This is a genomic window from Gemmiger sp. An120 (assembly GCF_002160955.1).
GTDB lineage: Bacteria > Bacillota > Clostridia > Oscillospirales > Ruminococcaceae > Gemmiger_A > Gemmiger_A avium.
In genome coordinates this window covers 87,815-110,149 of sequence record NZ_NFLN01000010.1, presented here as the reverse complement: position 1 = coordinate 110,149, position 22,335 = coordinate 87,815, and the positions used below count along the sequence as shown (strand labels likewise).

The window sequence follows — 22,335 nt, the reverse complement described above, 5'->3', positions numbered from 1 at the left end:
GTGAACAGGCAATCGGCTTTACAGGATGCGCACCCGCACCACGGCCGGAATGGCGGCCATCTGCTGTTCCAGATCCCGGCCGATGGGGCCGGTGGCGTCCAGCATGGTGTAGGCCATTTCCTTTTTGCTCTTGTTCACCATGTTCTCGATGTTCAGGCCGGCCTGGGTGGTCACCGCCGTGATGGCGCTGATCAGGCCGGGTTCGTTCTTGTGGATCACGCAGATGCGTCGCCCCGCGGCCCGGGGCTGGCTTACGTTGGGCAGGTTTACGCTGTTGGTGATGTTGCCGTTGAGCAGGTAATCCGCGATCTCTTCGGCGGCCATCACGGCGCAGTTGTCCTCGCTCTCGGGGGTGGAGGCGCCCAGATGGGGCAGGGCCACCACGCCGGGCACGCCCAGCAGTTCCTCGCAGGGGAAGTCGGTCACGTAGGTGGCCACCTTGCCCTGTTCCAGCGCGCTGAGCATGGCGGCGTTGTCCACCAGCTCGCCCCGGGCGAAGTTCAGCACCCGCACGCCCTGCTTGCAGCTGGCCAGCGTGTTGCCGTTCAGGAAACCGCGGGTCTGGGCGTTCAGGGGCAGATGCAGGGTGATATAATCACATTTTGTAATAATATCGTTGAGGTTTACGCAGTGTACAACACTCCGGCTCAGATTCCAGGCGGCCTCCACCGAGATGTAGGGGTCATAGCCGTACACATCCATGCCCAGATGCACCGCCGCGTTGGCCACCTTGACGCCGATGGCGCCCAGGCCGATCACGCCCAGGGTCTTGCCCCGCAGTTCCGGGCCCACAAACTGGCTTTTGCCCTTTTCCACCAGCGCGCCCACCGCGTCGCCCTGGCCTTTCAGCCCGGCGGCCCAGGCCAGCGCCGGGGCCAGGTTGCGGCTGGCCAGCACCAGGCCGCCCACCGCCAGCTCCGCCACCGCGTTGCTGTTGGCGCCCGGGGTGTTGAATACCACAATGCCCTGTTCGCTGCACTTGTCCAGCGGGATGTTGTTCACACCGGCGCCCGCCCGGGCGATGGCCAGCAGGCTGCCGGGCAGGGGCATATCGTGCATCTTGGCGCTGCGCACCAGGATGCCCTGGGGCTCTTCGCAGTCGTTGTCCACACGGAACAGATTGGCCGAAAGCCGCCCAAGACCGGCGGCCGAAATGCTGTTGAGGGTCTTGATGGTATACATGATCCACACTCCTTTATAGTATGACGGCGGCGCCGGGCTGTCAATCGGCGCCGCCGAACTTTTCACGGTTTTTACGCGTTTGCCTTGCGGAAGTCTTCCATGAACTGCACCAGCTTGGCCACGCCCTCAGCAGGCATGGCGTTGTAGATGGAGGCGCGCATGCCGCCCACCAGACGGTGGCCCTTCAGGTTCACGAACCCGGCGGCTGCGGCTTCGGCGCAGAATTTCTTGTCCAGCTCGGGGGTGGGGCTGGTAAAGGTCACGTTCATGATGCTGCGGAATTCCTTTTCCACCGGATTTTTGTAGAACTCCTGGCTGTCCAGATAATCGTACAGTACCGCCGCCTTGGCGTTGTTGCGCTTTTCCATCTCGGCCAGACCGCCCACCTGGTTCTCGATCCAGTCCAGCACCAGGCCGGTCATGTAGATGCACCAGCAGGGCGGGGTGTTGTACATGCTGTCCGCGTCGATCAGGGTCTTGTAGTTGAGCATATCCGGCACCGCGGGGCCCGCGTTGCCCAGCAGATCCTCCCGCACGATGGCAATGGCCATGCCGGCGGGGGCTACGTTCTTCTGCACGCCGAAGTAGATCAGCCCGTACTGGCTCACATCGGTGGGACGGCTCAGGATGCAGCTGGACATATCTGCCACCAGCGGTACGCCGGGCACCTGGGGCAGCTTGGTGTAGCGGGTGCCGAAGATGGTGTTGTTCTCGCAGATATGCACGTAGCTGGCGCCCGGGGTATAGGCGATGGTGTCCGGGTCGGGAATGTAGGTGAAGTTCTTGTCCTTGCTGGAGGCTACCACGTCCACCTGGCCGAACTTGGCGGCCTCCTTGGCGGCCCGGTTCGAGAAGTTGCCGGTAACAATGTAGTCGGCGTGGCCGGTGGTCATCAGGTTCATCGGCACCATCGCGAACTGGGTGGAGGCGCCGCCCTGGATAAAGCCTACCTTGTAGTTGTCCGGAATGTTCAGCACCCGGCGCAGCGCCGCTTCGGTGTCCTTGATGATGGCATCGAAGGTACTGCTTCGATGGCTCATCTCCATGACGGACTGGCCGGAACATCCGTATTCCAGCAGCTGATCCCGTGCGATCTCCAGGACCGGTTCGGGCAGCATGGAAGGGCCTGCGCTGAAGTTGTACACTCGTGCCATGATCAAACTCTCCTTTTTTTCGCCTCGCGGCGGTTTATACAGAGTATTATACTCTATTTCGGCACTGTGGTACAGTGCGGCTTTTGCACAAAAATGAGCCGCCCGCACCCGTGTGGATTCACTCAAGTTACAAATGTACGCCAATAGAGGACAAAAATGCGACGAAAAAGCCCGCCGGAGCCAACGCTCCGGCGGGCTTGTGTATGGGCGGTTACTGCCCGTTCTGTTGCTTTTTCTGTGCGTCGCAGCCGGCGCAGTGGGCGCAGTCACCGCCGCAGCCGCCCCAGCCGCCGTTTTTGCAGATAAAAACCAGCGCGGCAATGGCCGCCACAATCACAACGCCCAGAACAATCCAGGTACCCATATAAAAAACCTCCGTTTATCCGATGAAAAGCATCCCGATACAGCGCACCAGGAACGCCACCACCCAGGCGATGGCGCACTGTTCCACCACCACAACCAGCGCGGCCCGGACGCTGCCCATCTCCCGGCGCACGGCGGCGATGGCCGCCACGCAGGGGGTGTACAGCAGGGTGAACACCAGGAACACAAAGGCGGTGAAGGGGGTAAACAGGCTGCTCAGGTTCTGGGGCAGGGTGGCCATGGTGGAGCCGGTGAGCACCGCCAGGTTGCTGACCACCGCCTCCTTGGCGGTAAAGCCGGTGACCAGCGCGGTGGCCACCCGCCAGTCGCCGAAGCCCAGGGGGGCAAACAGCGGGGCCAGCAGCCCGCCCAGCATGGCCAGCAGGCTCTGGGACGAGTCGGTGACCACGTTCAGCCGGGCGTCAAAGGTCTGCAAAAACCAGATCAGGATGGACGCCAGGAAGATCACGGTAAAGGCGCGGGTCAGAAAATCCTTGGCCTTGTCCCAGATCAGCTGGCCCACGTTTTTGGCGCTGGGCAGCCGGTAGTTGGGCAGCTCCATCACAAAAGGCACCGGTTCGCCCTTGAAAACGGTGGCTTTCAGGATCAGGCTGAACACCACACCCACCAGGATGCCCAGCAGGTACAGCCCGATCATCACCCCCGCCTGGAATTTGGCAAAGAAAGCGGCGGTGAACATGGCGTAGATGGGGATTTTGGCGCTGCAGCTCATGAAGGGGGTCAGCAGAATGGTCATCTTCCGGTCCCGTTCGCTGGACAGGGTGCGGGTGGCCATGATGGCGGGCACGCTGCAGCCGAAACCGATCAGCATGGGCACAAAGCTGCGGCCGCTCAGACCCAGCTTGCGCAGCAGCTTGTCCATGACGAAAGCCACCCGGGCCATGTAGCCGGAATCCTCCAGCAAAGACAGGAAGAAGAACAGCACCACGATCAGGGGCAGGAAGCTTAGCACGCTGCCCACGCCGGCAAAGATGCCGTCGATCACCAGGCTGTGCACCACCGGGTTGATGCCATAAGCGATCAATGCGTCGCTGCACCGGGCGGTGACCCAGTCAATCCCCGCGCTGAACAGATCGCTCAGGGTGCTGCCCACCGGCCCGAAGGTGGCCCAGAACACAAAGCCCATGATGGCCAGGAAGATGGGCAGGGCCAGGTATTTGTTGGTCAGCACCTTGTCCATGGCCACGCTGCGGGCCTTTTCCTTGCTTTCCGCCGGCTTGACCACCGTGTGGACGCACAGCTGTTCAATAAAGCTGTACCGCATATCGGCCAGAGCGGCCTCCCGGTCGGTGCCCAGTTCGTCCTCCATCTCGGTGATGGCGTGCTCCATGAGCTCCTTCTCGTTGGTGCTCAGGGCCAGCTTTTCCAGCATGGGCGCGTCGCCCTCCACCAGCTTGGTGGCGGCGAACCGGGGCGGAACCTGCGCACGCTCGGCGTGGTCTTCAATCAGGTGGCTGATAGCGTGGATGCACCGGTGTACCGCGCCGGAACAGAAATCCAGCCGCCCGGGCTTCTGCTGCTGGCGGGCCACCAGCAGGGCATGGGCAATCAGCTCGTCGATGCCTTCATTCTTGGCGGCGCTGATGGGCACCACCGGGATGCCCAGTTCCGCCTCCAGCCGGTTCACCAGGATGGTGCCGCCGCCGCTGCGCACCTCGTCCATCATGTTCAGCGCCAGCACCATGGGGATGTCCAGCTCGATCAGCTGCAGGGTCAGGTACAGATTGCGTTCGATGTTGGTGGCGTCCACAATGTTGATGATGCCCTGGGGATGCTGCCCGATCAGAAAATCCCGGGTCACGATCTCCTCGTTGGAGTAGGGGGACAGGGAATAGATGCCCGGCAGGTCCACCACCGTGGCCTCCGGATGCTTGCGGATCTGGCCGTCCTTCCGGTCCACCGTCACGCCGGGGAAGTTGCCCACATGCTGGTTGGAGCCGGTCAGCTGGTTGAACAGGGTGGTCTTGCCGCAGTTCTGGTTGCCCGCCAGGGCAAAGGTCAGCGGGGCGCCGTCCGGCAGCTCCCGGCCGCCCTTGCGGGGGGCAAATGCCGCCTCGCCGTGGCCGGGGTGGTCGGTGTCCTCCGGATGGATGGCGCCGGCCTCCCGCCGCAGGGGCAGGTCCATCTTTTCAATGGTGATATCGGCGGCGTCGGCCAGCCGCAGGGTCAGTTCATACCCCCGCAGTTCCAGCTCCACCGGGTCCCCCATGGGGGCCGTTTTGCGCAGGGTCACCCAGGTGCCGGGGGTGAGCCCCATATCAAAAAAGTGCCGCCGCAGCGCCCCTTGGCCGCCTACGGCCCGGATGACGCCGCTTTCCCCCACATGCAACTGATCCAGTGTCATGCCCTGTCCTCCTCCGCGCATATCGTAACAATTCCGCATTTTTTACCCACCTACTATACCACCCCGTTTCCGGTCTGTCAACGCGCGTTTGGAAGCAAGAACCGCCCCGGACGGATAGGCCGTCCGGGGCGGGAAAAACAGGCGGTTCAGCCCAGCCGGGCACGAAGGCCCCGGGCCAGCAGCACCGCCGCCAGACCTTTGAGAAAATCCGGCAGGATAAAGGGAAAGACGCAGGCGGTCAGGCTGGGCAGAAGGCCCATCTTCATCACAAACATGAACCAGGCGGTGCCCAGCGTATAGCACACCAGCTGGCCCAGCAGCACCGCGCCCAGCCGGGGCAGCAGACCCTGCCAGCGGCGGCAGGCCGCTGCCAGGATGGCCGCCATCACCGGATACGCCCACAGGAATCCAGCGGTGACCCCCACCAGCACCTGGGCGCCGCCCATGTTGTTGCTGAACACCGGCAGGCCCACCGCGCCCAGCGCCATATACACCAGCACCGCGGCCGCGGCCATGCCGGGAGAGGCCAGCATCGCCCCGGCAAAGAATACCCCGAACACCGCCAGGGTCAGGCTGATGGGGCCGATCACAATGCTCCAGGGAGAGACCACACAGAGCAGGGCGGCACACAGGGCCGCAGTGGTAAGCTGACGGGTTTTGTTTGCGGTTTTCATCGGGATTCCTCCATGCAATTAAAATGATTCGCCGGGCCGGGGCGCGGGGCGGGTGCGCACTTCGCCGCTGCGCAGTGCCCGCACGCCGCCGCCGGGCAGCTGCACCACCAGCCGCCCCTCATCGTCAATGGCCTGGGCCAGGGCGGTGTAGGTATGGCCGGTGGGTTCGGTCACGGTAAGCCAGTGCCCCAGCACCAGGCTGCGGGCCCGGTATTCCTCCCACCAGGCGGGGGAGCCGTCCCAGCGCAGCAGCTCTCCGGCGATGGCCGCCGCCAGCCGGGCCCGGCCGCAGGGGGCCGCCCCGTCCGGGAACAGGCTGCCCGCCTCCGGCGCGTCGGCCAGCAGGCCGGCGGGGGTGCGCAGGTTCAGCCCGATGCCCACCACCACATGGCTGGGCCGGCCGCTTTCCATATCCAGCAGCCCCTCGGTCAGGATGCCGCCCACCTTGCGGCCCTGCCAGTACAGGTCGTTCACCCATTTGATCCGCAGCTGCCGTCCGCACAGCGTTTCCACCGCCCGGGCCGCCGCCACAGCTGCCGCGGCGGTCACCGCGGTCACGTCGCCGGGCGCGTCCGGCTGCGGGCAGAGCAGCAGGCTCAGATACACCCCGCCGGGCGGGCTGACGAACACCCGCCCGGCCCGGCCCCGGCCCTCGGTCTGGGCCCCGGCCACCACCAGTGTGCCGTGGGATGCGCCCTCCAGAATCATCCGACGCATTTCCCGGTTGGTGGAATCCACCTGCGGCAAAACCCGGCAGGGCCGGTGAGGCCACAGCAGTTCCAGTTCCTCCCGGGTCAGGCAGTCGCTTTCGGCGGTCAGCCGGTAGCCCCGGCCGCTCACCGCCTGGATGGCGTATCCCTGCTTCTGCAAAGCCGCCGCCGCCTTGTGCACCGCGGCCCGGCTTACCCCCAGTCGGTCGGCCAGGGCCTGGCCGGATATGTCCTGCCCCGGCTGTTCGCAGAGCAGCGCCAACAGGGCCTGTCGGGTGGTGGGCATGGGGCGGCCTCCTTTCACAGCGTTGGGTAACGGTGCCATTATACCGGGCGGCGCAAACCATCGTCAACATAAAATGCCGGGAGGGGTTTACAACTTTTTGGGCAAAACAAAACCGGGGGATGCGTACACATCCCCCGGCAGCCGGCTCAGCGGCCGGTCAGTCGGAAATCAATGGTATCCGGCGGCGCCATCGTGGCACGCACCTCCTGCTCCACAGCGGCCAGGTCATCCCGGCCCTCGGCAGCGGCCTTGCGGCGGGCCATGGCAGCAAACCACACGTCGGTCAGCTGGGTTTCGCCCTCCCGGATCACGGCAAATTTATGGGCAAACACCCGGTCCAGGAACTCGTCGTTCTGCAGATGCCCGGCGGCGGTGGCGGCCAGAATGGTCACCCGCTCATCCTGCTGCACAGCTTTGGGCAAAGCGGAGAAGGCGTCCCACAGTTCCTGCCAGCGGCTCTGGGCCTGCAGCATGGTCAGGTACTCGGCGGCCAGGGCGGGATGGGGCGCATCCCCCTGCAGCGCCATGGCCTGGCGTATCAGTTCCCGGGCCTGGGGCTCCTTGCCCTTGCGCAGGCTGTTCTGGGCCAGGCAGCGGCAGACGATGGCGGTGGGCTGCATGTTCCAGTTCTCCCGCCAGATGGCAGCGGCCTCGTCCCAGTTTTCGTTTTCGTACTCCAGCACGCCCAGGGCGGCGGCCACCGCCGCGTTGGAGGGATCGGTGCGGTAGGCGTCGGTGAGAAGCGGCCGCCAGGCCGGGTCGGTCATCCAGCTCACCGGCAGCTGCCCCGGCTCCAGCGGGGTCATCCGGCTGTCGGCAAGCAGTTCGGCCCAGGGCTGCTCTTCCGGGGAGAACACGGTGTGGGTGCCGTCCTCCGGCCAGCCGGGCAGCGGGGGCTCGCCCATCCGGGCGCGGCGCCGCTGTTCCAGCGCGCCCCAGCCGTGGCCCGCGTGCAGCAGTTCGGCCTGCGGCGCGTCCTCCAGCGCGGTGAAAGCCTGGTCCCACTCCGCCAGACGGGCGGCGGGCAGTACCTGCTCAGCTTCTTCCCCGGCGCAGCGGACGGCCGCATCCCAGTCAGGCTCGCTCCAGAGGGCCGGATCCAGCTCCATGCTGCCGAAACACTGGGTGAACCGCAGCACCGCGCCGGGGGCCATGTCCGCCCCGTGGCACTGGGTGGGGGAGAGCCCCGCCTGGATCTCCATATAGGCGCCCTGGCCGGGCAGGGCCAGATGATCCTGCCAGTTGCGGCCGCCCTTGTGCATGCCCCAGCAGAACATTTTCCGGATGCGCAGCGGCTGGGTGCTGCGCTCCACAAAGGCGAAGCCGTCCCGGTAGAGAGAGGCCTCCCAGGGGGCCGGATCCGTGGGCGGGTTCTGGAAGAAATACTCGTTGGAGTAGGGGAAGTTCTCCGGATAGCTCACATCCGCGTTGCCCAGCGGGGGCAGATGGGGCATCCGGGCCGCGCCGTAGCCGTGCACGGTGCCCTCCTTGGTCAGGGTGTTGGGGTTGATGTAGATCACATCGCCGCAGCCGCTCAGCACCCGGGCGCCGGTCTCGGGCACAGCGATGTTGGTCCACCAGTAGAGGGGGGCGACCCGGTCGGTGGGGTTGATCACCCGCACATGGGCGGCCAGGAAAGCGCTGTCCTCTTCCGGGAAGTGGAAATCCACCTGCCAGACCAGACCGGTGGTGCGCAGGTAATCGTACATCCGCAGGAACGGCCGGCCGTCCGGGCCGGTGCAGCGGGCAAAGAACACATCGTCGCAGGTGGAATAGGCGTGGCCCAGCTGGCCCACGTTCCACTCGATGCCGCCGCTCATCCAGGCGCAGCGCAGCGCCAGGTTGGCGGGCTGGATCACCGGATTGCGGAACAGCAGTTCCCGGCCCAGCTTCTTGTCGTACAGCGACCAGAGCCGCCCGCCGAATCCGGGCAGGAACAGCGCCCGCAGCCGGTCGTTTTCCATGCGGATGACCGGGTAATCCCGCATCGGCTTGTCAAAGGAAAAGCGGTCCTGGGCGCAGTAGGGCAGCAGCCGGGCGCCGGTGTGCTTGCCGAATCCGGCCAGCTGCTCGTCGGTCAGGGTGCCGTCGCTGGCGGGGGCCCGGTCATGCTGCGGGTCCCGGAAGCGGGGCAGCGGGTTCTGCGGGCCAAGGGCCGCGCCGGGCAGGGTCAAAGTTTCCAGTAGGATCTCCATGGTGTTGCTCTCCTTGCCGCACAAAGGGCGGCGTTGGCGTGTGAAAGGGCCTTGCGAATTATTGTAGGCAATCCGGCGGCGGAATACAAGTCGCAAAACATACAATTCTTACTGGGGAAAAACCGGCCTGCCGGGACAGAAAAACGGGCGAAAAAAACGGACGTGTTCCGGAACACGTCCGTTTAAAAAATCACAGATCCTCGTTATCCTCCACCAGCACAGTAAAGCCCCAGGGATTCACCTCGGCGGCCTTGCCGAAGGCTTGCTCGGCAATCAGCGCGTTGGAACAGTTGAAGATTATCTCGGCCGTCTGGGTGCGGCCGCGGCGGCGCAGGTGCAGCAGCCCGCCCTGGGCCTTGACCAGTTCCAGGGTGCCGTCGGTAAAGGCGTCGCAGTCCCGGCGCATCCGGGCCAGGTTGCGCAGCACCGGGCGGATGCGTTTTTCCTGGCTGTCCCAGTCAAAGTAGGCCCGGTTGAACGGATCCTTGTACCCCTGCATGGCCACCTCGTCCCCGTAGTAGATGCAGGGCACGCCGGGCAGCATATACAGCAGCGCGTAGGCCAGAATCAGCAGCTTGACCCCCCGGTCGTACCGCTGAGGCGGAATCCGCCGCCCGCTCTGCCAGTAGCGGTCGTGCTGGCCCAGCGGATCGCCCGCCAGGGCGGTGATGGCCCGCTCGGTGTCGTGGGTGGACATGAAGTTCATCAGCACGTTCAGGGCGGGGGCGGGGTAGTGCTCGCAGATGGACATGATCTGCTCGGCGGCGTTGTGGGCCGAACCGGTGCGCAGATAGTCCAGGATCGCGTTCTTGAACGGGTAGTTCATCACTGCGTCCAGCCCGCGGCCCAGCAGGTAGGTGCGCCGCTGGCCGTAGGCCTCCTTTGTGGAGGCGTCCTCCCACACTTCGCCCAGCAGGTAGCTGTCCTGCCCGTGGGCCTTTACGGCCAGGCGGATCTTTTCAATAAAGCTGTCCGGCAGCTCGTCGGCCACATCCAGCCGGAAACCGCTGGCGCCCCGGCGCATCCAGGTGTCGATGACCCCGCCGGTGCCGCAGATGAATTCCTGGTAGGCGGGGTCAAACTCGTTTACCTCCGGCAGGGTGTCAAAGCCCCACCAGCACCGGTATCCGCTGGGGTACTGCCGGCCAAAGTCGTACCAGCTGCGGTAGGGGCTGTTGGGGTCGTGGTAGGCCCCGCCGATGCCGTACCGGCCCTCCTTGTTGAAATACCGGCTGTCCGACCCGGTGTGGCTGAACACCCCGTCCAGAATGATCCGGATGCCCAGCTTTTTCGCCTCGGCGCATAGGGTGACGAACTCCTCGTTGGTGCCCAGCAGCGGGTCGGCGTTCAGGTAGTCGGCGGTGTTGTACCGGTGGTTGGCATGGGCCTCAAAGATGGGGTTCAGATAGATGCAGCTGACCCCCATGTCCTTCAGGTAGGGCAGCTTCTGGCGGATGCCCTCAAAATCCCCGCCAAAGTAGTCGGCGTTCAGATAGCCGCCGGTCTCGGTGGGCCAGAAATAGGGTTCGCCATGCTTGTTTTCCCGGTAGATCCGGTCGGCAAAGGGCATGGGCTTATCCTTGACCCCTTCGCAGAACCGGTCGGGGAAGATCTGGTACAGCACCCCGCCCTTGAGCCAGTCCGGCGTGGTGAAGCCGGGCTCGTAGACGGTCAGCTGCCAGGGGACCGGCCGGTCCCGGGTCACCAAAGCCTCGCCCAGCGCGCCCCGGCTCAGCTTGCGGAAATCGCTGTACAGGTCAAAATGGTAGAAGTACAGTCCCACCCGCGGCAGGGTCAGGGTATAGGAAAACTGGTGGATGCCATTTTCCACGCCCCGGTACTCCATCCGGTATTCGGTGGTTTCGCCCCGGTCCCGGGCCACCACCACCCGGGGCTCCACAAAACCGTAGCTTTCCGGAATGGTCAGGGAAAGGCGCACCGGTGTGCCCGCCGGCACGGCGCCGAAAGGCGATTTGTATGCGTCAAGAAAACTGTTGAACAAACGGTCCATAGTCAAAAACACCCCATTGTGTCAAGAATATGCGCCGTAAAAACGGCAACGCCACGCCGCCGCGGCCGGTGGGCGCGCAGGGCGTGGCGGAATGCCAGGGAAACCGGAAACTCAGCGCACCGGCTTGGTGTGCCAGATGTCGTTGGCGTAATCCATCACGCTGCGGTCGGCGCTGAAGATGCCGCTGCCCGCGATGTTGGCCAGGCTCATCTTGTTCCACAGGGTACGGTCGGCGTAGAGCTGCTGCACCTTCTGCTGGGCCTGACGGTAGGCCTTGAAGTCGGCCATGACCATGTAGGGGTCAGCGGTACGCAGGTTGTTGACGATCTCGTGGAAGTCGTCGCCGCCGAAGCCCTTTTCCAGGAAGTTCAGCACCTGCATGGCTTCGTCGTCGTTGCGGATAAACATGCTGGGATGGTAGCCCATCTGCTTCAGATGTTCCACTTCCTCGGTCAGCATGCCGAAGATGATCTCGTTCTCCATGCCGGCGGCCTGGGCGATCTCCACGTTGGCGCCGTCCAGGGTGCCCAGGGTGATCGCGCCGTTCAGCATGAACTTCATGTTGCCGGTGCCGGACGCCTCGGTGCCGGCCAGGCTGATCTGCTCGCTCACCTCGCTGGCGGGCATCAGCCGCTCGGACAGGCTCACGCAGTAGTCTTCCAGATACACCACCCGCAGCTTCTGGCGCACAGCGGGATCCTCGTCGATCAGCTTGCCCAGCTTGCAGATCAGGCGGATCATCTGCTTGGCCATGTAGTAGCCGGGGGCCGCCTTGGCGCCGAAGATGTAGGTCTTGGGGGCAAAGTCGGCGTTGGGATTGTTCTTCAGATACAGGTACTGAGCGGCGATGTTCAGCGCGTTCAGATGCTGGCGCTTGTACTCGTGCATCCGCTTGACCTGGCAGTCGAAGATGCTGGAGGGGTCGATCACCTGGCCGGTGGTCTTTTCCAGATAGGCGGCAAAGCCGGCCTTGTTGTCGGCCTTGACCTTGTCCAGGGCTTCCAGAACCTTCTTGTCGTCCTTGAAGCGGGCCAGCTTGGACAGCTGGGCGGCGTCGGTCTTGAAGCCTTCGCCGATGGTCTCGCACAGCAGATTGGTCAGCCGGGGGTTGGAGGCCAGCAGCCAGCGCCGGTAGGCGATGCCGTTGGTCACGTTCTTGAAGGCGTTCGGCTTATACAGGTAATAGTCGTGGAAGACGCTCTTCTTGATGATCTCGCTGTGCAACTTGCTCACGCCGTTGATGGAGTGGCAGGTGTAGCAGCAGATGTTGGCCATGCGCACCTGGCCGTCGCCCAGGATGGCCATGTAGTCGATCTTGCCCTGGTCGCCGGGGAACGCCTGCTCCAGCGCAGCGCGGCAGCGGCGGTCCATCTCCTGCACGATGGTGTAGATGCGGGGCAGGGTCATCTTGAAGATGTCGATGCTCCACTTCTCCAGCGCCTCGCTCATGACGGTGTGGTTGGTGTAAGCGAAGGTGCGCTGGCAGATATCGAAAGCAGCCTCCCAGTCGTAGCCGCACTCATCCAGCAGGATGCGCATCAGCTCGGGGATAGCCAGGGTGGGATGGGTGTCGTTCAGCTGAATGGCCACCTTGTCCGGCAGGTTGTTCAGGGTGCTGTACTGGCTCAGGTGGTTCTGGATGATGTCGCCGATGGAGGCGGCGGACAGGAAATACTGCTGGCGCAGCCGCAGGATCTTGCCCTCCAGATGGTTGTCGTTGGGGTACAGGATCTTGCTGATCAGCTCGGCGGAGGCGTTCTTGGTGATGGCGCTGCCATACTCGCCCGCGTTGAAGCTGTTCATATCAAAGTCCGGGGCCTTGGCCTGCCACAGGCGCAGCTTGCTTACGCCGGTGCTGTTGTAGCCCTGCACATACATGTCGCTGGGCACGGCCAGTACGCTGTTGTAATCCCGATGGGTCACATGATGGAACCCGTTGTCCCAGGTTTCCTGGATATGGCCGTCAAACTTGATCTCGATGGCCTGGTCCGGATGGCTGCGCAGCCATACCTGGCCGCCGGGCAGCCAGTTGTCGGCGCGCTCCTGCTGCCAGCCGTCCACGATCTTCTGCTTGAAGATGCCGTACTCGTACAGGATGGAGTAGCCGGTGCCGGGGATGCCGGTGGTGGCCATGCCGTCCAGATAGCAGGCGGCCAGACGGCCCAGACCGCCGTTGCCCAGACCGGCGTCGGGCTCTTCCTCATAGATATTTTCCAGCTTGATGCCGGCGTCGGCCAGAACGGCCTCAGCCACCTCGTTCAGCCCCAGGTTGAACAGGCTGGTCTTGAGGCTGCGGCCCATCAGGAACTCCATGCACAGGTAGTACACCTGCTTGGAGCCGGTGCCGAACACCTTGCTCTGGTATTTCTTGTGCTGATCGCTCATCAGCTGGCGGCTGATCAGGGCCAGGCAGCGGTAAACCTGCTGGTTGGACGCTACATCCAGGGTAACGCCGTACTCGCTGGTCAGCTTGTCTTTCAGAAGACGATCAAATTCACGCTTGGTATAATGGATCATCCAATACTTCCTCCAAACATACGGGGCCGCTTCCCTCGGACCGGCCGCCGCGTTTTTTGCTACACACAACACGATAATTATACCCGCTTTAGCCGCCTGTTTCAAGGAAAAAATGCGATTTAACGGCTTTGCGCCGCGGTTTTGGCAGGCAAATCTGCTGAAAAACGAAAATTGGGCTTTTTTATGCGGGCGGTTTATACTATAATATAATGAAAACAAAGCAGAAAAGGGAGTAACCGACTATGTCTGTAAGCAAAGTACGCATTACCGTGTGCGGTTCGCAATATATTCTGGGCACCGAAGACAGCGAGCAGTATGTGCTGGAGCTGGCCAAGCAGCTGGATGAGGACATGAGCAACGTTCTGACCGAGTGCCCCACCGCCAGCGTGACCAGCGCCGCGGTGCTGGCCGCCATGGACTATCTGGACCGGCTGAACAAGGCCACCAGCGGGGCGGACAATATGCGCGGCCAGATCAAGGAATACCTGGAGGACGCCGCCAAAGCCAAGCTCAGCGCCGAGGAAGCCCGCCGCGAGGTGGAGCGCCTGCGCCGTGAACTGCAGTATCTCAAGGAGCAGAAAAGCTGATGGCCCCTCTGGAGATCCTGGCCCCCGCCGGCAATGAGGAGATGCTCCGCGCCGCCGTTTTCAGCGGCGCGGATGCTGTGTATCTGGGGCTTACCGCTTTCAACGCCCGCCGCTCGGCGGGAAATTTCACGCCCGAGGCCCTGGCCCGGGCGGTTTCGTTCTGCCATGGGCGGGGTGTGCGGGTGTGGGTCACCCTGAACACCACCCTGTACGCCGCCGAACTGCCGGAGGTTGCCCGGGCGGTGGCGGATGTGGCCGCCGCCGGGGCGGACGGTGTCATCGTGCAGGACCTGGCGGTGGCCGCTCTGGTCAAACAGATGGCCCCCGGCCTGGCGCTGCGGGGATCCACCCAGATGTCGGTGCACACGCTGGAGGGGGCAAAGCAGCTGGCGGATATGGGCTTTTCCTGCGCCATCCTGGCCCGGGAACTGAGCCTTGCCGAGATCGAGGCTATCACCGCCGCCAGCCCCATCCCCACCGAGGTGTTCGTGCACGGGGCGCTGTGCATGTCGGTGTCCGGCCAGTGTTACCTGAGCGCTTTTCTGGGCGGCCGCAGCGGCAACCGGGGCAGCTGTGCCGGGCCCTGCCGCCTGCCCTTTGCCGTCGACGGTTCCGGCGCGGCACACCTGTCCCTGAAGGATATGAGCGCGCTGGACGCTTTGCCGCGGCTGCAGGCCGCCGGGGTGGGCAGCGCTAAAATTGAGGGCCGGCTGCGCACCCCCGAGTACGTGGCCGCCGCGGTGGATGCCTGCCGCCGGGCGCTGGCGGGCGAACCTTACGACAAAGCCCGGCTGGAAGCGGCGTTTTCCCGCTCCGGCTTTACCGATGGCTACCTGACCGGCCGGATCGACGGCCGTATGTTCGGGGTGCGCACCGCGGAGGATTCCGCTGCCACCAAGGCCGCCCTGCCCGCGCTGCGGGAGCTGTTTCGGCGGGAGATGCCCCGGGTGCCGGTGGATCTTGTGCTGGCCTGCGGGGCGGACGGGGTGACCCTTACCGCCCGGGATGACGACGGCCATACCGTCCGCGCATCCCGTCCCGGCGCGCCGGAACCCGCCCAGAAAGACCCGATGCCCGGCATTGAAAAAGCCCTGTCCCGCACCGGCGGCACCCCGTTCTTTGTGCGCGGCCTGACCCTGGCCGAGGGCAGCGAGGCCCCCGGCTATCTGCCCGCCGGCGAGTGGAACGAGCTGCGCCGCACCGTGCTGGAACAGCTGCTGGCCCGGCGGGAAGCCCCCCGGCCCTGGCCCTGCGCCGCGTCGGTGCTGCCCGCGCCGCAGAAGCACCCGATCCCGCCCCGGCAGGCTCTCTGGGCCCGCTTTGAGCGCGCGGAGCAGATGCCCGCGACCGTCTGGGCCCGCTGTGCCCGGGTGATCCTGCCCATCGCCCAGGCCGGGCAGGTGCCGCCGGACAAGCGTTCCGCCGTGATTCTGGAACTGCCCCGGGCCATATTCGGCGACGGGGAAGAACAGACCGCCCGCCTGCTGGCCCGCTGGAAGGACGCGGGCTTTGCCGGGGTACTGCTGCAGAACATCGCCCAGCTGCGGCTGGCCAAAGGCTGGACGATGTACGGCGGCTTCGGCCTGAATATCACCAACCCCCTGGCCGCGGCGGAATATGTGCGGCTGGGGCTGTCCGGCATGACCCTGCTGCCGGAACTGACCCTGCCCCAGATGGCGGCCATCGAGCCGGGCGTGCCCACCATGGCCTTTGCCTACGGGCATATGCCGCTGATGCTCACCCGGGCCTGCCCGCTGCACAATGTACACAACTGCGCGGGCTGCAGCGGCCAGGGCGAGCTCACCGACCGCAAGGGACGCAAGTTCCCGGTGCGGTGCAGCGGCGGGCTGCGGGGCGTGCGTACCGTTTACAATCCCGTGCCCCTGTACATGGGCGAGCGGCTGGGCGAGATGCCGGTGAACACGGCGCTGGCCTGGTTTACGCTGGAGGACGCGCCCCGCGCCGCCCGCGTGCTGGAGCTGCTGGCCGCCGGGGCCCCCTTTGACGGGGAGTTCACCCGGGGCCTGTACTACAAGGGCACCAACTGATACCAAGGAGGACATCCATGCAGATCCGATACCGCCTGACCCGTCCCGGGGCCCAGGAGCCCCGCTACGCCACCCCCGGCGCGGCGGCCGCCGACCTGTGCGCCGTGCTGGACGAGCCCCTTACCCTGCAGCCCGGCGGCCGGGCCCTGGTTCCCACCGGCCTGGCCATCGAGCTGCCCGGCCCGGAATGGGTGGCCCTGGTGTTCGCCCGCAGCGGGCTGGGCATCCGCAAGGGGATCACCCTGTCCAACGGGGTGGGGGTCATTGACTCCGACTACCGGGGCGAGATCGGGGTGGGCCTGGTCAACCTGGGGGAGGAGGCCTATACCCTCCAGCCCGGCGAGCGGGTGGCCCAGATCATGATCGTGCCGGTGGCGCAGGCGGCCTTTGTGCCCGCCGAAACCCTGGAGGCGACCGGCCGCGGCGAAGGGGGCTTCGGCTCCACCGGCCGCCTGTAACAACCTGTGAGGAGAGGAAACCATGAAAAAGACGCTGCTTCTTTGCTTTTACATCCTGTCCGGCATTATCCTGGGCGCCATGATCGCCCAGCTGTGCACCGGCGTGCGGGGGCTGAGCTGGCTGGCCTATTCCCAGGGCATCCGGCTGACCCCCGCCATGGACCTGAGCGTCATCCGCCTGTCGCTGGATTTCTACATGGGCATCAGCGTGGCCCAGATCTTTACCATCGGCGCGGCGATTTTCCTGTATAACCGCAGCAACATCCGGTAAAAAATCATCCCCGGCCGCCCCGCGGCTGAAATAAACCCAAGGAGTGTTTCGTTTATGTCTATGATCCTCGCATCCGGCAGCCCCCGCCGCCGGGAGCTTCTGTCCATGATCACCCCGGACTTCCGGGTGGAGGTCAGCGATTTTGACGAGAGCGTGCTCACCGCGCCCACCCCCAAACAGACCGCCGAGAACCTGGCTTTCGGCAAGTGCATGGCCGTGGCCGGGCGTTTCCCCGGCGAGGTGGTGATCGGCTGTGACACGGTGGTGGAGTACAAGGGCAAGGTGTTCGGCAAGCCCCACAGCAAGGAGGACGCCCGCGCCATGCTCACCGCCCTGGCCGGGGCCGACCACTACGTCCACACCGGCGTCTGCGTGTGGGCAAACGGCTCCTCCCACACCTTCACCGCCACCACCCGGGTGCGGTTCTTCCCCCTGACCGAGGCCCAGATTGAGGCCTACATCGCCACCGACGAGCCCTACGACAAGGCCGGCGGCTACGGCATCCAGGGGGCCGCGGCGCTGTTCTGTGAGGAGATCGAGGGCTGCTACTACAACGTGATGGGGCTGCCTGTGTCCCGCCTGGCCCGCAAATTGGACGAATTGGGCGTGCTGACAGGGCGAAAAAGTGAATAAAATGCAAAAAACCTTCCGTCGCCGTTGAGAAACCGGAAACTTGCGGTTATAATAGGAACGTAAAATTCTGCGTACTTGCATATACTGCAGCAAACGGGCACAGCAGGGAAGATAAAGGAGTAAGAGAGTATGGCATTTTTCAGCAGGGACATCGGGATTGACCTGGGCACCGCCAACACCCTGGTCTATCTGAAAGGCAAGGGCATCGTTATGCGGGAGCCCAGCGTTGTGGCGGTAGACACCAAGACCAACGACGTGCGCAGCGTAGGCCATGAGGCCAAGGCTGTGATCGGCCGTACCCCCGGCAACATCGTGGCCGTGCGTCCTCTGAAGGACGGCGTTATCGCCGACTTTGAGATCACCGCCAACATGCTGGGCCAGTTCATCAAAAAGGTCTGCGGCAACAGCCTGTTTGTGCGGCCCCGCGTGGTCATCTGCATCCCCTCCGGCGTTACCGAGGTGGAGCGCCGCGCCGTGAAGGACGCCGCGTTCAACGCGGGCGCCAAGCAGGTCAACCTGATCGAGGAGCCCATGGCCGCGGCCATCGGCGCCGGTCTGCCCATCAGCGAGCCTTCCGGCAGCATGGTGGTGGACATCGGCGGCGGCACCAGCGAGGTGGCCGTGATCAGCCTGGGCGGCATCGTAGCGGCCCGCAGCGTGCGCGTGGGCGGCGACGAGTTTGACCAGGCCATCATCGCGTACATCAAGCGCAAGTACAATCTGCTGGTGGGCGAGCGCACCGCCGAGCAGGTCAAGATCGAGATCGGCAGCGCCTATCCTCTGGACGCCGAGATGGAGATGGAGATCAAGGGCCGCAACCTGGTGGACGGCCTGCCCAAGAACATCACCATCCATTCTGAAGAGGTGCGCGAGGCCCTGTCCGAGAGCCTGGCCCGGGTTGTGGAAGCGGTCAAGGAGACCCTGGAGCGCACCCCGCCTGAGCTGAGCGCCGACATCATCGACCACGGCATCATGCTGACCGGCGGCGGCGCGCTGCTGCGCGGCATTGACCAGCTGGTGCAGTCCGAGACCGGCATCGACGTGCATGTGGCCGAAAGCCCGCTGGACTGCGTGGCCGCCGGCACCGGCGCCGTGCTGGATCACATCGACATCCTGCAGGACGTGCTGGACGACAATTCCTCTCACCTGTAAACAAACCGGAAGCACCGGTGTTCGGCGCGGGCGGCCGCGGGGCATCCCCGCGGCGGCCCGCGTCTTGTTTGCCTATCCAACCGACCGTGAGGTGGCCTGATGAAGGATTTCTTTTCCACCGTAAAATTCAAGATCCTGCTCTGCGTGCTGGTGGTGCTGGCGGGCATCATGGCCTGGGCCGGCGCCAACAACCGGCTTACCGCCGCCCCGCAGGAGCTGCTGGGGGCGATCCTGACCCCATTCCAGAAGATCGCCGCCCTGGGCAGCGGCGGCCTGGCCGACCTGTGGGAAAAATACACCAGCATCGACAGCATTGTGGCCGAAAACGAAGCCCTGGAGGAAGAAAACGCCGAGCTGCGCCGTCAGCTGGTGGATTATGAAAAACTCCAGGCCGAGAACCAGGCCTTCCGGGACCTGTACCAGATCCAGCAGGAACACCCGGAATATACCTATGCGTCCGCCTTTGTGATCGGCCGGGACGCGCTGGACCAGTTCGGCAGCTTTACCATCGACCTGGGTACCACCGACGGGGTGGAAAAAGGGGACGTGGTGGTCAGCGACAAGGGATATCTGGTAGGCCGGGTGACCGAGGCGAACCTGACCAGCTCCAAGGTGCTTACCATCCTGAGCCCCAGCTTCAACGCGGCGGCCATTATCAGCCGCACCCGGGACAACGGCATCCTGTCCGGCAGCGCGGACTATGTGGCCCAGGGCCAGTGCACCCTGAACAACCTGACCCGGGACACCCTGGCCAGCGTGGGGGATGAGGTCATCACCACCGGCCTGGGCGGCGAGATTCCCGCCGATATCCTGGTGGGCACGGTGGATCAGCTGGTGCCCGAGGTCAGCGGCCAGTCCACCATTGCGGTGGTGCAGCCCGGCGCGGATATCCTGAGCCTGACCCATGTATTCGTGATCACCGACGAGACCGGGTGACCGGCCCATTCCGTTTGTAAGGAGCAACCATGGAGACACGGCGCAAAAAACATATGCTGCTGGCAGGCAAATGGTCCTGCTACAGCCTGCTGCTGCTGCTGGCCGCGGTGATGCAGACCCTGCCCGGGGTTCTCACCATCGCCGGGGCCCGGCCGCTCTTTATCCTGCCCCTGTGCATGGCGGTATCCATCTACGAGGGCGAGTTCCGGGGCGCGCTGTTCGGCGCGGTGGGCGGCCTTTTGTGGGACCTGACCGCCGGCCGGGTAGCCGGGCTGCTGGCCATCCAGCTGCTGGTGGTCTGTTTCATGACCTCGGTGCTGGTGCAGCTGTTCCTGCGGGTCAACCACATGAACTTCATCCTGCTGTGTGCCGCGGCGGTGGCGCTGGTCACCGGGGTAGATTTTCTGTTCAACTATCTGATGCGTGGCTATTCCCGGGCTGCCTGGTATTACGGCACCGTGATTCTGCCCATTGTGATCTTTACCAGCGCAGCCGCGCCGCTCTCTTTCCTGGCGGTGCGGTGGGTCTTTGAGCGGTTCACCCGCACCGAATGAACCGTTGCGCGCTTTGTGAAAGGCGGTGATTCCCTTGAACGACAAGCAGGTCCGCAACCGGATCTATATCCTGATCGGATTTTTGTGCGTGGTGCTCTGCGCTTTTCTGCTGCGGCTGGTCCAGTGGCAGCTGATCGACGGTGACGAATATCTTTCCCACGCGGAAAGTACCAGTACCTACTCCTTTTCCGCCACGGCTGCCCGGGGCGAGATCGTGGACTGCTACGGCCGCAGCCTGGCCACCAACGAGACGGTCTACCAGATCGAGCTGAACCAGCTCATGATGGGGGACACCGACCTGAACGAGATCATCCGCCAGCTGATCGAGATTCTGGAAGCCTCCGGCGAAGAGTGGAACGACACCATGCTTATCAGTGAGCCGGATGAAAACGGCCACTATGAATTTACCAACGAGCCCGGCAATGAAAGCCAGGAGGCCCGCCTGGCCGCTTTGAAAGACAGCCTGGGCAAGCAGCAGTACGGCACCGCCGACCAGGTGATGGCCGTTCTGGTGGAAAAATACGGGCTGGAAGACTACGAACCCCTGTGGCAGCGGCGGATTGCCGGTGTGCGCTATCAGATGACGCTGGAAGAATTCAGCGTGCGCAACAACTTTGTCTTTGCCACCGACATCGGCTCGGTGACCATGGCTACCATCAAGGAGCGCAGCATGAATCTGCCCGGCGTGCAGGTCATTGGGACCAGCCGCCGCAACTATCCGGACGGCACCATCCTGCCCCACATCCTGGGCAGCGTGGGCTCCATCACCGCCGAACAGTGGCGGGTGGAGGACGAGGACGGCAACGTGAGCTATCCGCTGCGGGATGCCGGCTATAACATGAACGACCTGATCGGCCAGTCCGGCCTGGAAAAGGTCTACGAAGAGGAGCTGCGCGGCACCGACGGTACCACCGAAATCGTGGTGGGGGACGGGGAGATCCAGGAGATCCGCACCGGCGTGACCCCCACCCCCGGCAAGACCGTGATGCTCACCATCAACCGGGAGTTCCAGAAACGGGTGGACGAGGCGCTGGAGCGCAACATCCTGACCCTGCAGCAGACCAAGGCGGAAAACGCCGGCAAGGAATGCAACGCCGGGGCCGTGGTGGTCATCGACGTGGATACCGGCGGTCTGCTGGCGGTGAGCAACTACCCCAGCTACGATCTGAACCTGTACCGCAGCAACTACAGCGACTATGCGTCCGACCCGGCGCTGCCGCTGATCAACCGGGCCTTTACCGGGCAGTACGCCCCCGGCTCGGCCTATAAACCCTCGGTGGCGCTTACCGGCCTGCTGAACGGCATTGTAAGCCCCTCCGACATCATCGAGTGCAACGGCACCTATACCTACTACGCCCCCAGCTACACCCCCCGCTGCCAGCACTACCATCCCGGCAACAAGGTGGACCTGTACACCGCTTTGCAGCACAGCTGCAACGTGTACTTCTACGATGTGGGCCGCCGGGCCGGGCTGGCCGCCTGTGCCGATATGGCCAACCGCCTGGGCCTGGGCGTGGCCACCGGCGTGGAGGTGGGCGAATCCCTGGGCCACCTGACCAGCACCGGGGATGAAAACTATACCGTGGGCCTGGATGTGCAGTCCGCCATCGGGCAGGGCAACAACGCCTTTACCCCGGTGCAGCTGACCACCTACGCCGCCACCATTGCCAACGGCGGCACCCGCTACAAGACCCACCTGGTCAGCGGCCTGATGGACACCAACACCGGCGAGGTCATCGAGACGGTGGAGCCGGTGGTGGAAGACCAGATCGAGGACAACATCGGTGCCTTTGAGGCGGTCAAGGACGGCATGGTGCTCATGGCCCAGGGCAACAGCACCCTGCGCAACTATCCGTTGACCATTGCGGCCAAAACCGGCAGCCCGCAGCGCAGCGAGGTGTACAAGGTGGTCAACGGCACCCGCTACTACTATTGCAACGGCGTGATGATTGGATTCTGCCCGGCCGAAGACCCGGAGATCGCGGTGGCCATCGTGCTGGAATACGGCGGAAGCGGCTCCAATGCGTCACAGTTGATGGTGGATGTGCTCAACGCCTACTACTTTGACCGTACCAGCAGCTTTGAGCCCGACCCGGAAGGCGAGCTGCTTTCGTGACCACGATGCAACAAAAGTACAGGTGCATTTTGGTGCACCTGTACTTCTTTTTTCCAGGATAGCCCGCAGTTTCGCCATCGGCGGCGGTTCGGGCGGCTGCAAAATGACGGGTATGCAATGCAC

The 22,335-nt window shown here is 64.2% G+C and carries 18 protein-coding genes; 9 read left to right on the top strand and 9 right to left on the bottom strand.

Annotated features, from left to right (window positions below):
- Positions 1-18: 18 nt before the first annotated feature.
- The 9 genes from B5E65_RS09895 to B5E65_RS09855 form a co-directional block, all read right to left on the bottom strand.
- On the bottom strand, positions 19-1,182 hold the full coding sequence (locus B5E65_RS09895; protein ID WP_087171612.1) for a phosphoglycerate dehydrogenase: 1,164 nt from the start codon (positions 1,180-1,182) through the stop codon (positions 19-21).
- Between the two features lie 71 nt (positions 1,183-1,253).
- Complete coding sequence (gene serC / locus B5E65_RS09890) at positions 1,254-2,336, bottom strand: 3-phosphoserine/phosphohydroxythreonine transaminase (protein WP_087171611.1); 1,083 nt, start codon at positions 2,334-2,336, stop codon at positions 1,254-1,256.
- Between the two features lie 211 nt (positions 2,337-2,547).
- Positions 2,548-2,700: a FeoB-associated Cys-rich membrane protein gene (locus B5E65_RS09885; protein WP_087171610.1), complete on the bottom strand. Its 153-nt coding sequence runs from the start codon at positions 2,698-2,700 to the stop codon at positions 2,548-2,550.
- Positions 2,701-2,715: 15 nt separating this feature from the next.
- Positions 2,716-5,064 carry a ferrous iron transport protein B gene (feoB, locus tag B5E65_RS09880; protein ID WP_087171609.1) on the bottom strand — a complete coding sequence of 783 codons (2,349 nt, stop codon included), beginning with the start codon at positions 5,062-5,064 and terminating at the stop codon, positions 2,716-2,718.
- Positions 5,065-5,210: 146 nt separating this feature from the next.
- A complete protein-coding gene (locus B5E65_RS09875; protein WP_087171608.1) occupies positions 5,211-5,738 on the bottom strand; it encodes a biotin transporter BioY in 528 nt (175 codons plus the stop codon).
- A gap of 18 nt (positions 5,739-5,756) precedes the next feature.
- On the bottom strand, positions 5,757-6,734 hold the full coding sequence (locus tag B5E65_RS09870; protein ID WP_087171607.1) for a biotin--[acetyl-CoA-carboxylase] ligase: 978 nt from the start codon (positions 6,732-6,734) through the stop codon (positions 5,757-5,759).
- A 146-nt stretch (positions 6,735-6,880) separates the two neighbouring features.
- Complete coding sequence (locus tag B5E65_RS09865) at positions 6,881-8,929, bottom strand: DUF5107 domain-containing protein (RefSeq protein WP_087171606.1); 2,049 nt, start codon at positions 8,927-8,929, stop codon at positions 6,881-6,883.
- Positions 8,930-9,119: 190 nt separating this feature from the next.
- Positions 9,120-10,940 (bottom strand): glycoside hydrolase family 13 protein, encoded by a 1,821-nt coding sequence (locus B5E65_RS09860; RefSeq protein ID WP_087171605.1) that lies wholly within the window; start codon positions 10,938-10,940, stop codon positions 9,120-9,122.
- A 111-nt stretch (positions 10,941-11,051) separates the two neighbouring features.
- Positions 11,052-13,457, bottom strand: a complete 2,406-nt coding sequence (locus B5E65_RS09855; RefSeq protein WP_087171604.1) for a glycogen/starch/alpha-glucan phosphorylase — start codon at positions 13,455-13,457, stop codon at positions 11,052-11,054.
- Positions 13,458-13,699: 242 nt separating this feature from the next.
- Here B5E65_RS09855 and B5E65_RS09850 point away from each other — a divergent pair, with 242 nt between their 5' ends.
- The 9 genes from B5E65_RS09850 to B5E65_RS09810 all read left to right on the top strand — a co-directional run bounded on the left by B5E65_RS09850 (position 13,700) and on the right by B5E65_RS09810 (position 22,212).
- A complete protein-coding gene (locus B5E65_RS09850; protein ID WP_087171603.1) occupies positions 13,700-14,044 on the top strand; it encodes a cell division protein ZapA in 345 nt (114 codons plus the stop codon).
- Entirely contained in the window at positions 14,044-16,092 is a 2,049-nt protein-coding gene (locus B5E65_RS09845; protein WP_087171602.1) for a U32 family peptidase, read from the top strand. The genes B5E65_RS09850 and B5E65_RS09845 overlap by 1 nt, the downstream gene beginning before the upstream one ends.
- Before the next feature lie 17 nt (positions 16,093-16,109).
- Complete coding sequence (dut, locus tag B5E65_RS09840) at positions 16,110-16,550, top strand: dUTP diphosphatase (protein ID WP_087171601.1); 441 nt, start codon at positions 16,110-16,112, stop codon at positions 16,548-16,550.
- Between the two features lie 22 nt (positions 16,551-16,572).
- A complete protein-coding gene (locus B5E65_RS09835) occupies positions 16,573-16,821 on the top strand; it encodes a DUF4321 domain-containing protein (protein WP_087171600.1) in 249 nt (82 codons plus the stop codon).
- A 54-nt stretch (positions 16,822-16,875) separates the two neighbouring features.
- Positions 16,876-17,454, top strand: coding sequence for a Maf family protein (locus B5E65_RS09830; protein ID WP_087171599.1), 579 nt, complete (start codon positions 16,876-16,878; stop codon positions 17,452-17,454).
- 129 nt (positions 17,455-17,583) lie between these two features.
- On the top strand, positions 17,584-18,606 hold the full coding sequence (gene mreB / locus B5E65_RS09825; protein WP_087171598.1) for a rod shape-determining protein: 1,023 nt from the start codon (positions 17,584-17,586) through the stop codon (positions 18,604-18,606).
- Between the two features lie 99 nt (positions 18,607-18,705).
- Complete coding sequence (mreC, locus tag B5E65_RS09820) at positions 18,706-19,542, top strand: rod shape-determining protein MreC (RefSeq protein ID WP_087171597.1); 837 nt, start codon at positions 18,706-18,708, stop codon at positions 19,540-19,542.
- A gap of 29 nt (positions 19,543-19,571) precedes the next feature.
- Positions 19,572-20,096, top strand: a complete 525-nt coding sequence (gene mreD / locus B5E65_RS09815; RefSeq protein ID WP_087171596.1) for a rod shape-determining protein MreD — start codon at positions 19,572-19,574, stop codon at positions 20,094-20,096.
- Between the two features lie 34 nt (positions 20,097-20,130).
- Positions 20,131-22,212, top strand: coding sequence for a penicillin-binding transpeptidase domain-containing protein (locus B5E65_RS09810; RefSeq protein WP_158098561.1), 2,082 nt, complete (start codon positions 20,131-20,133; stop codon positions 22,210-22,212).
- Positions 22,213-22,335 lie beyond the last annotated feature (123 nt).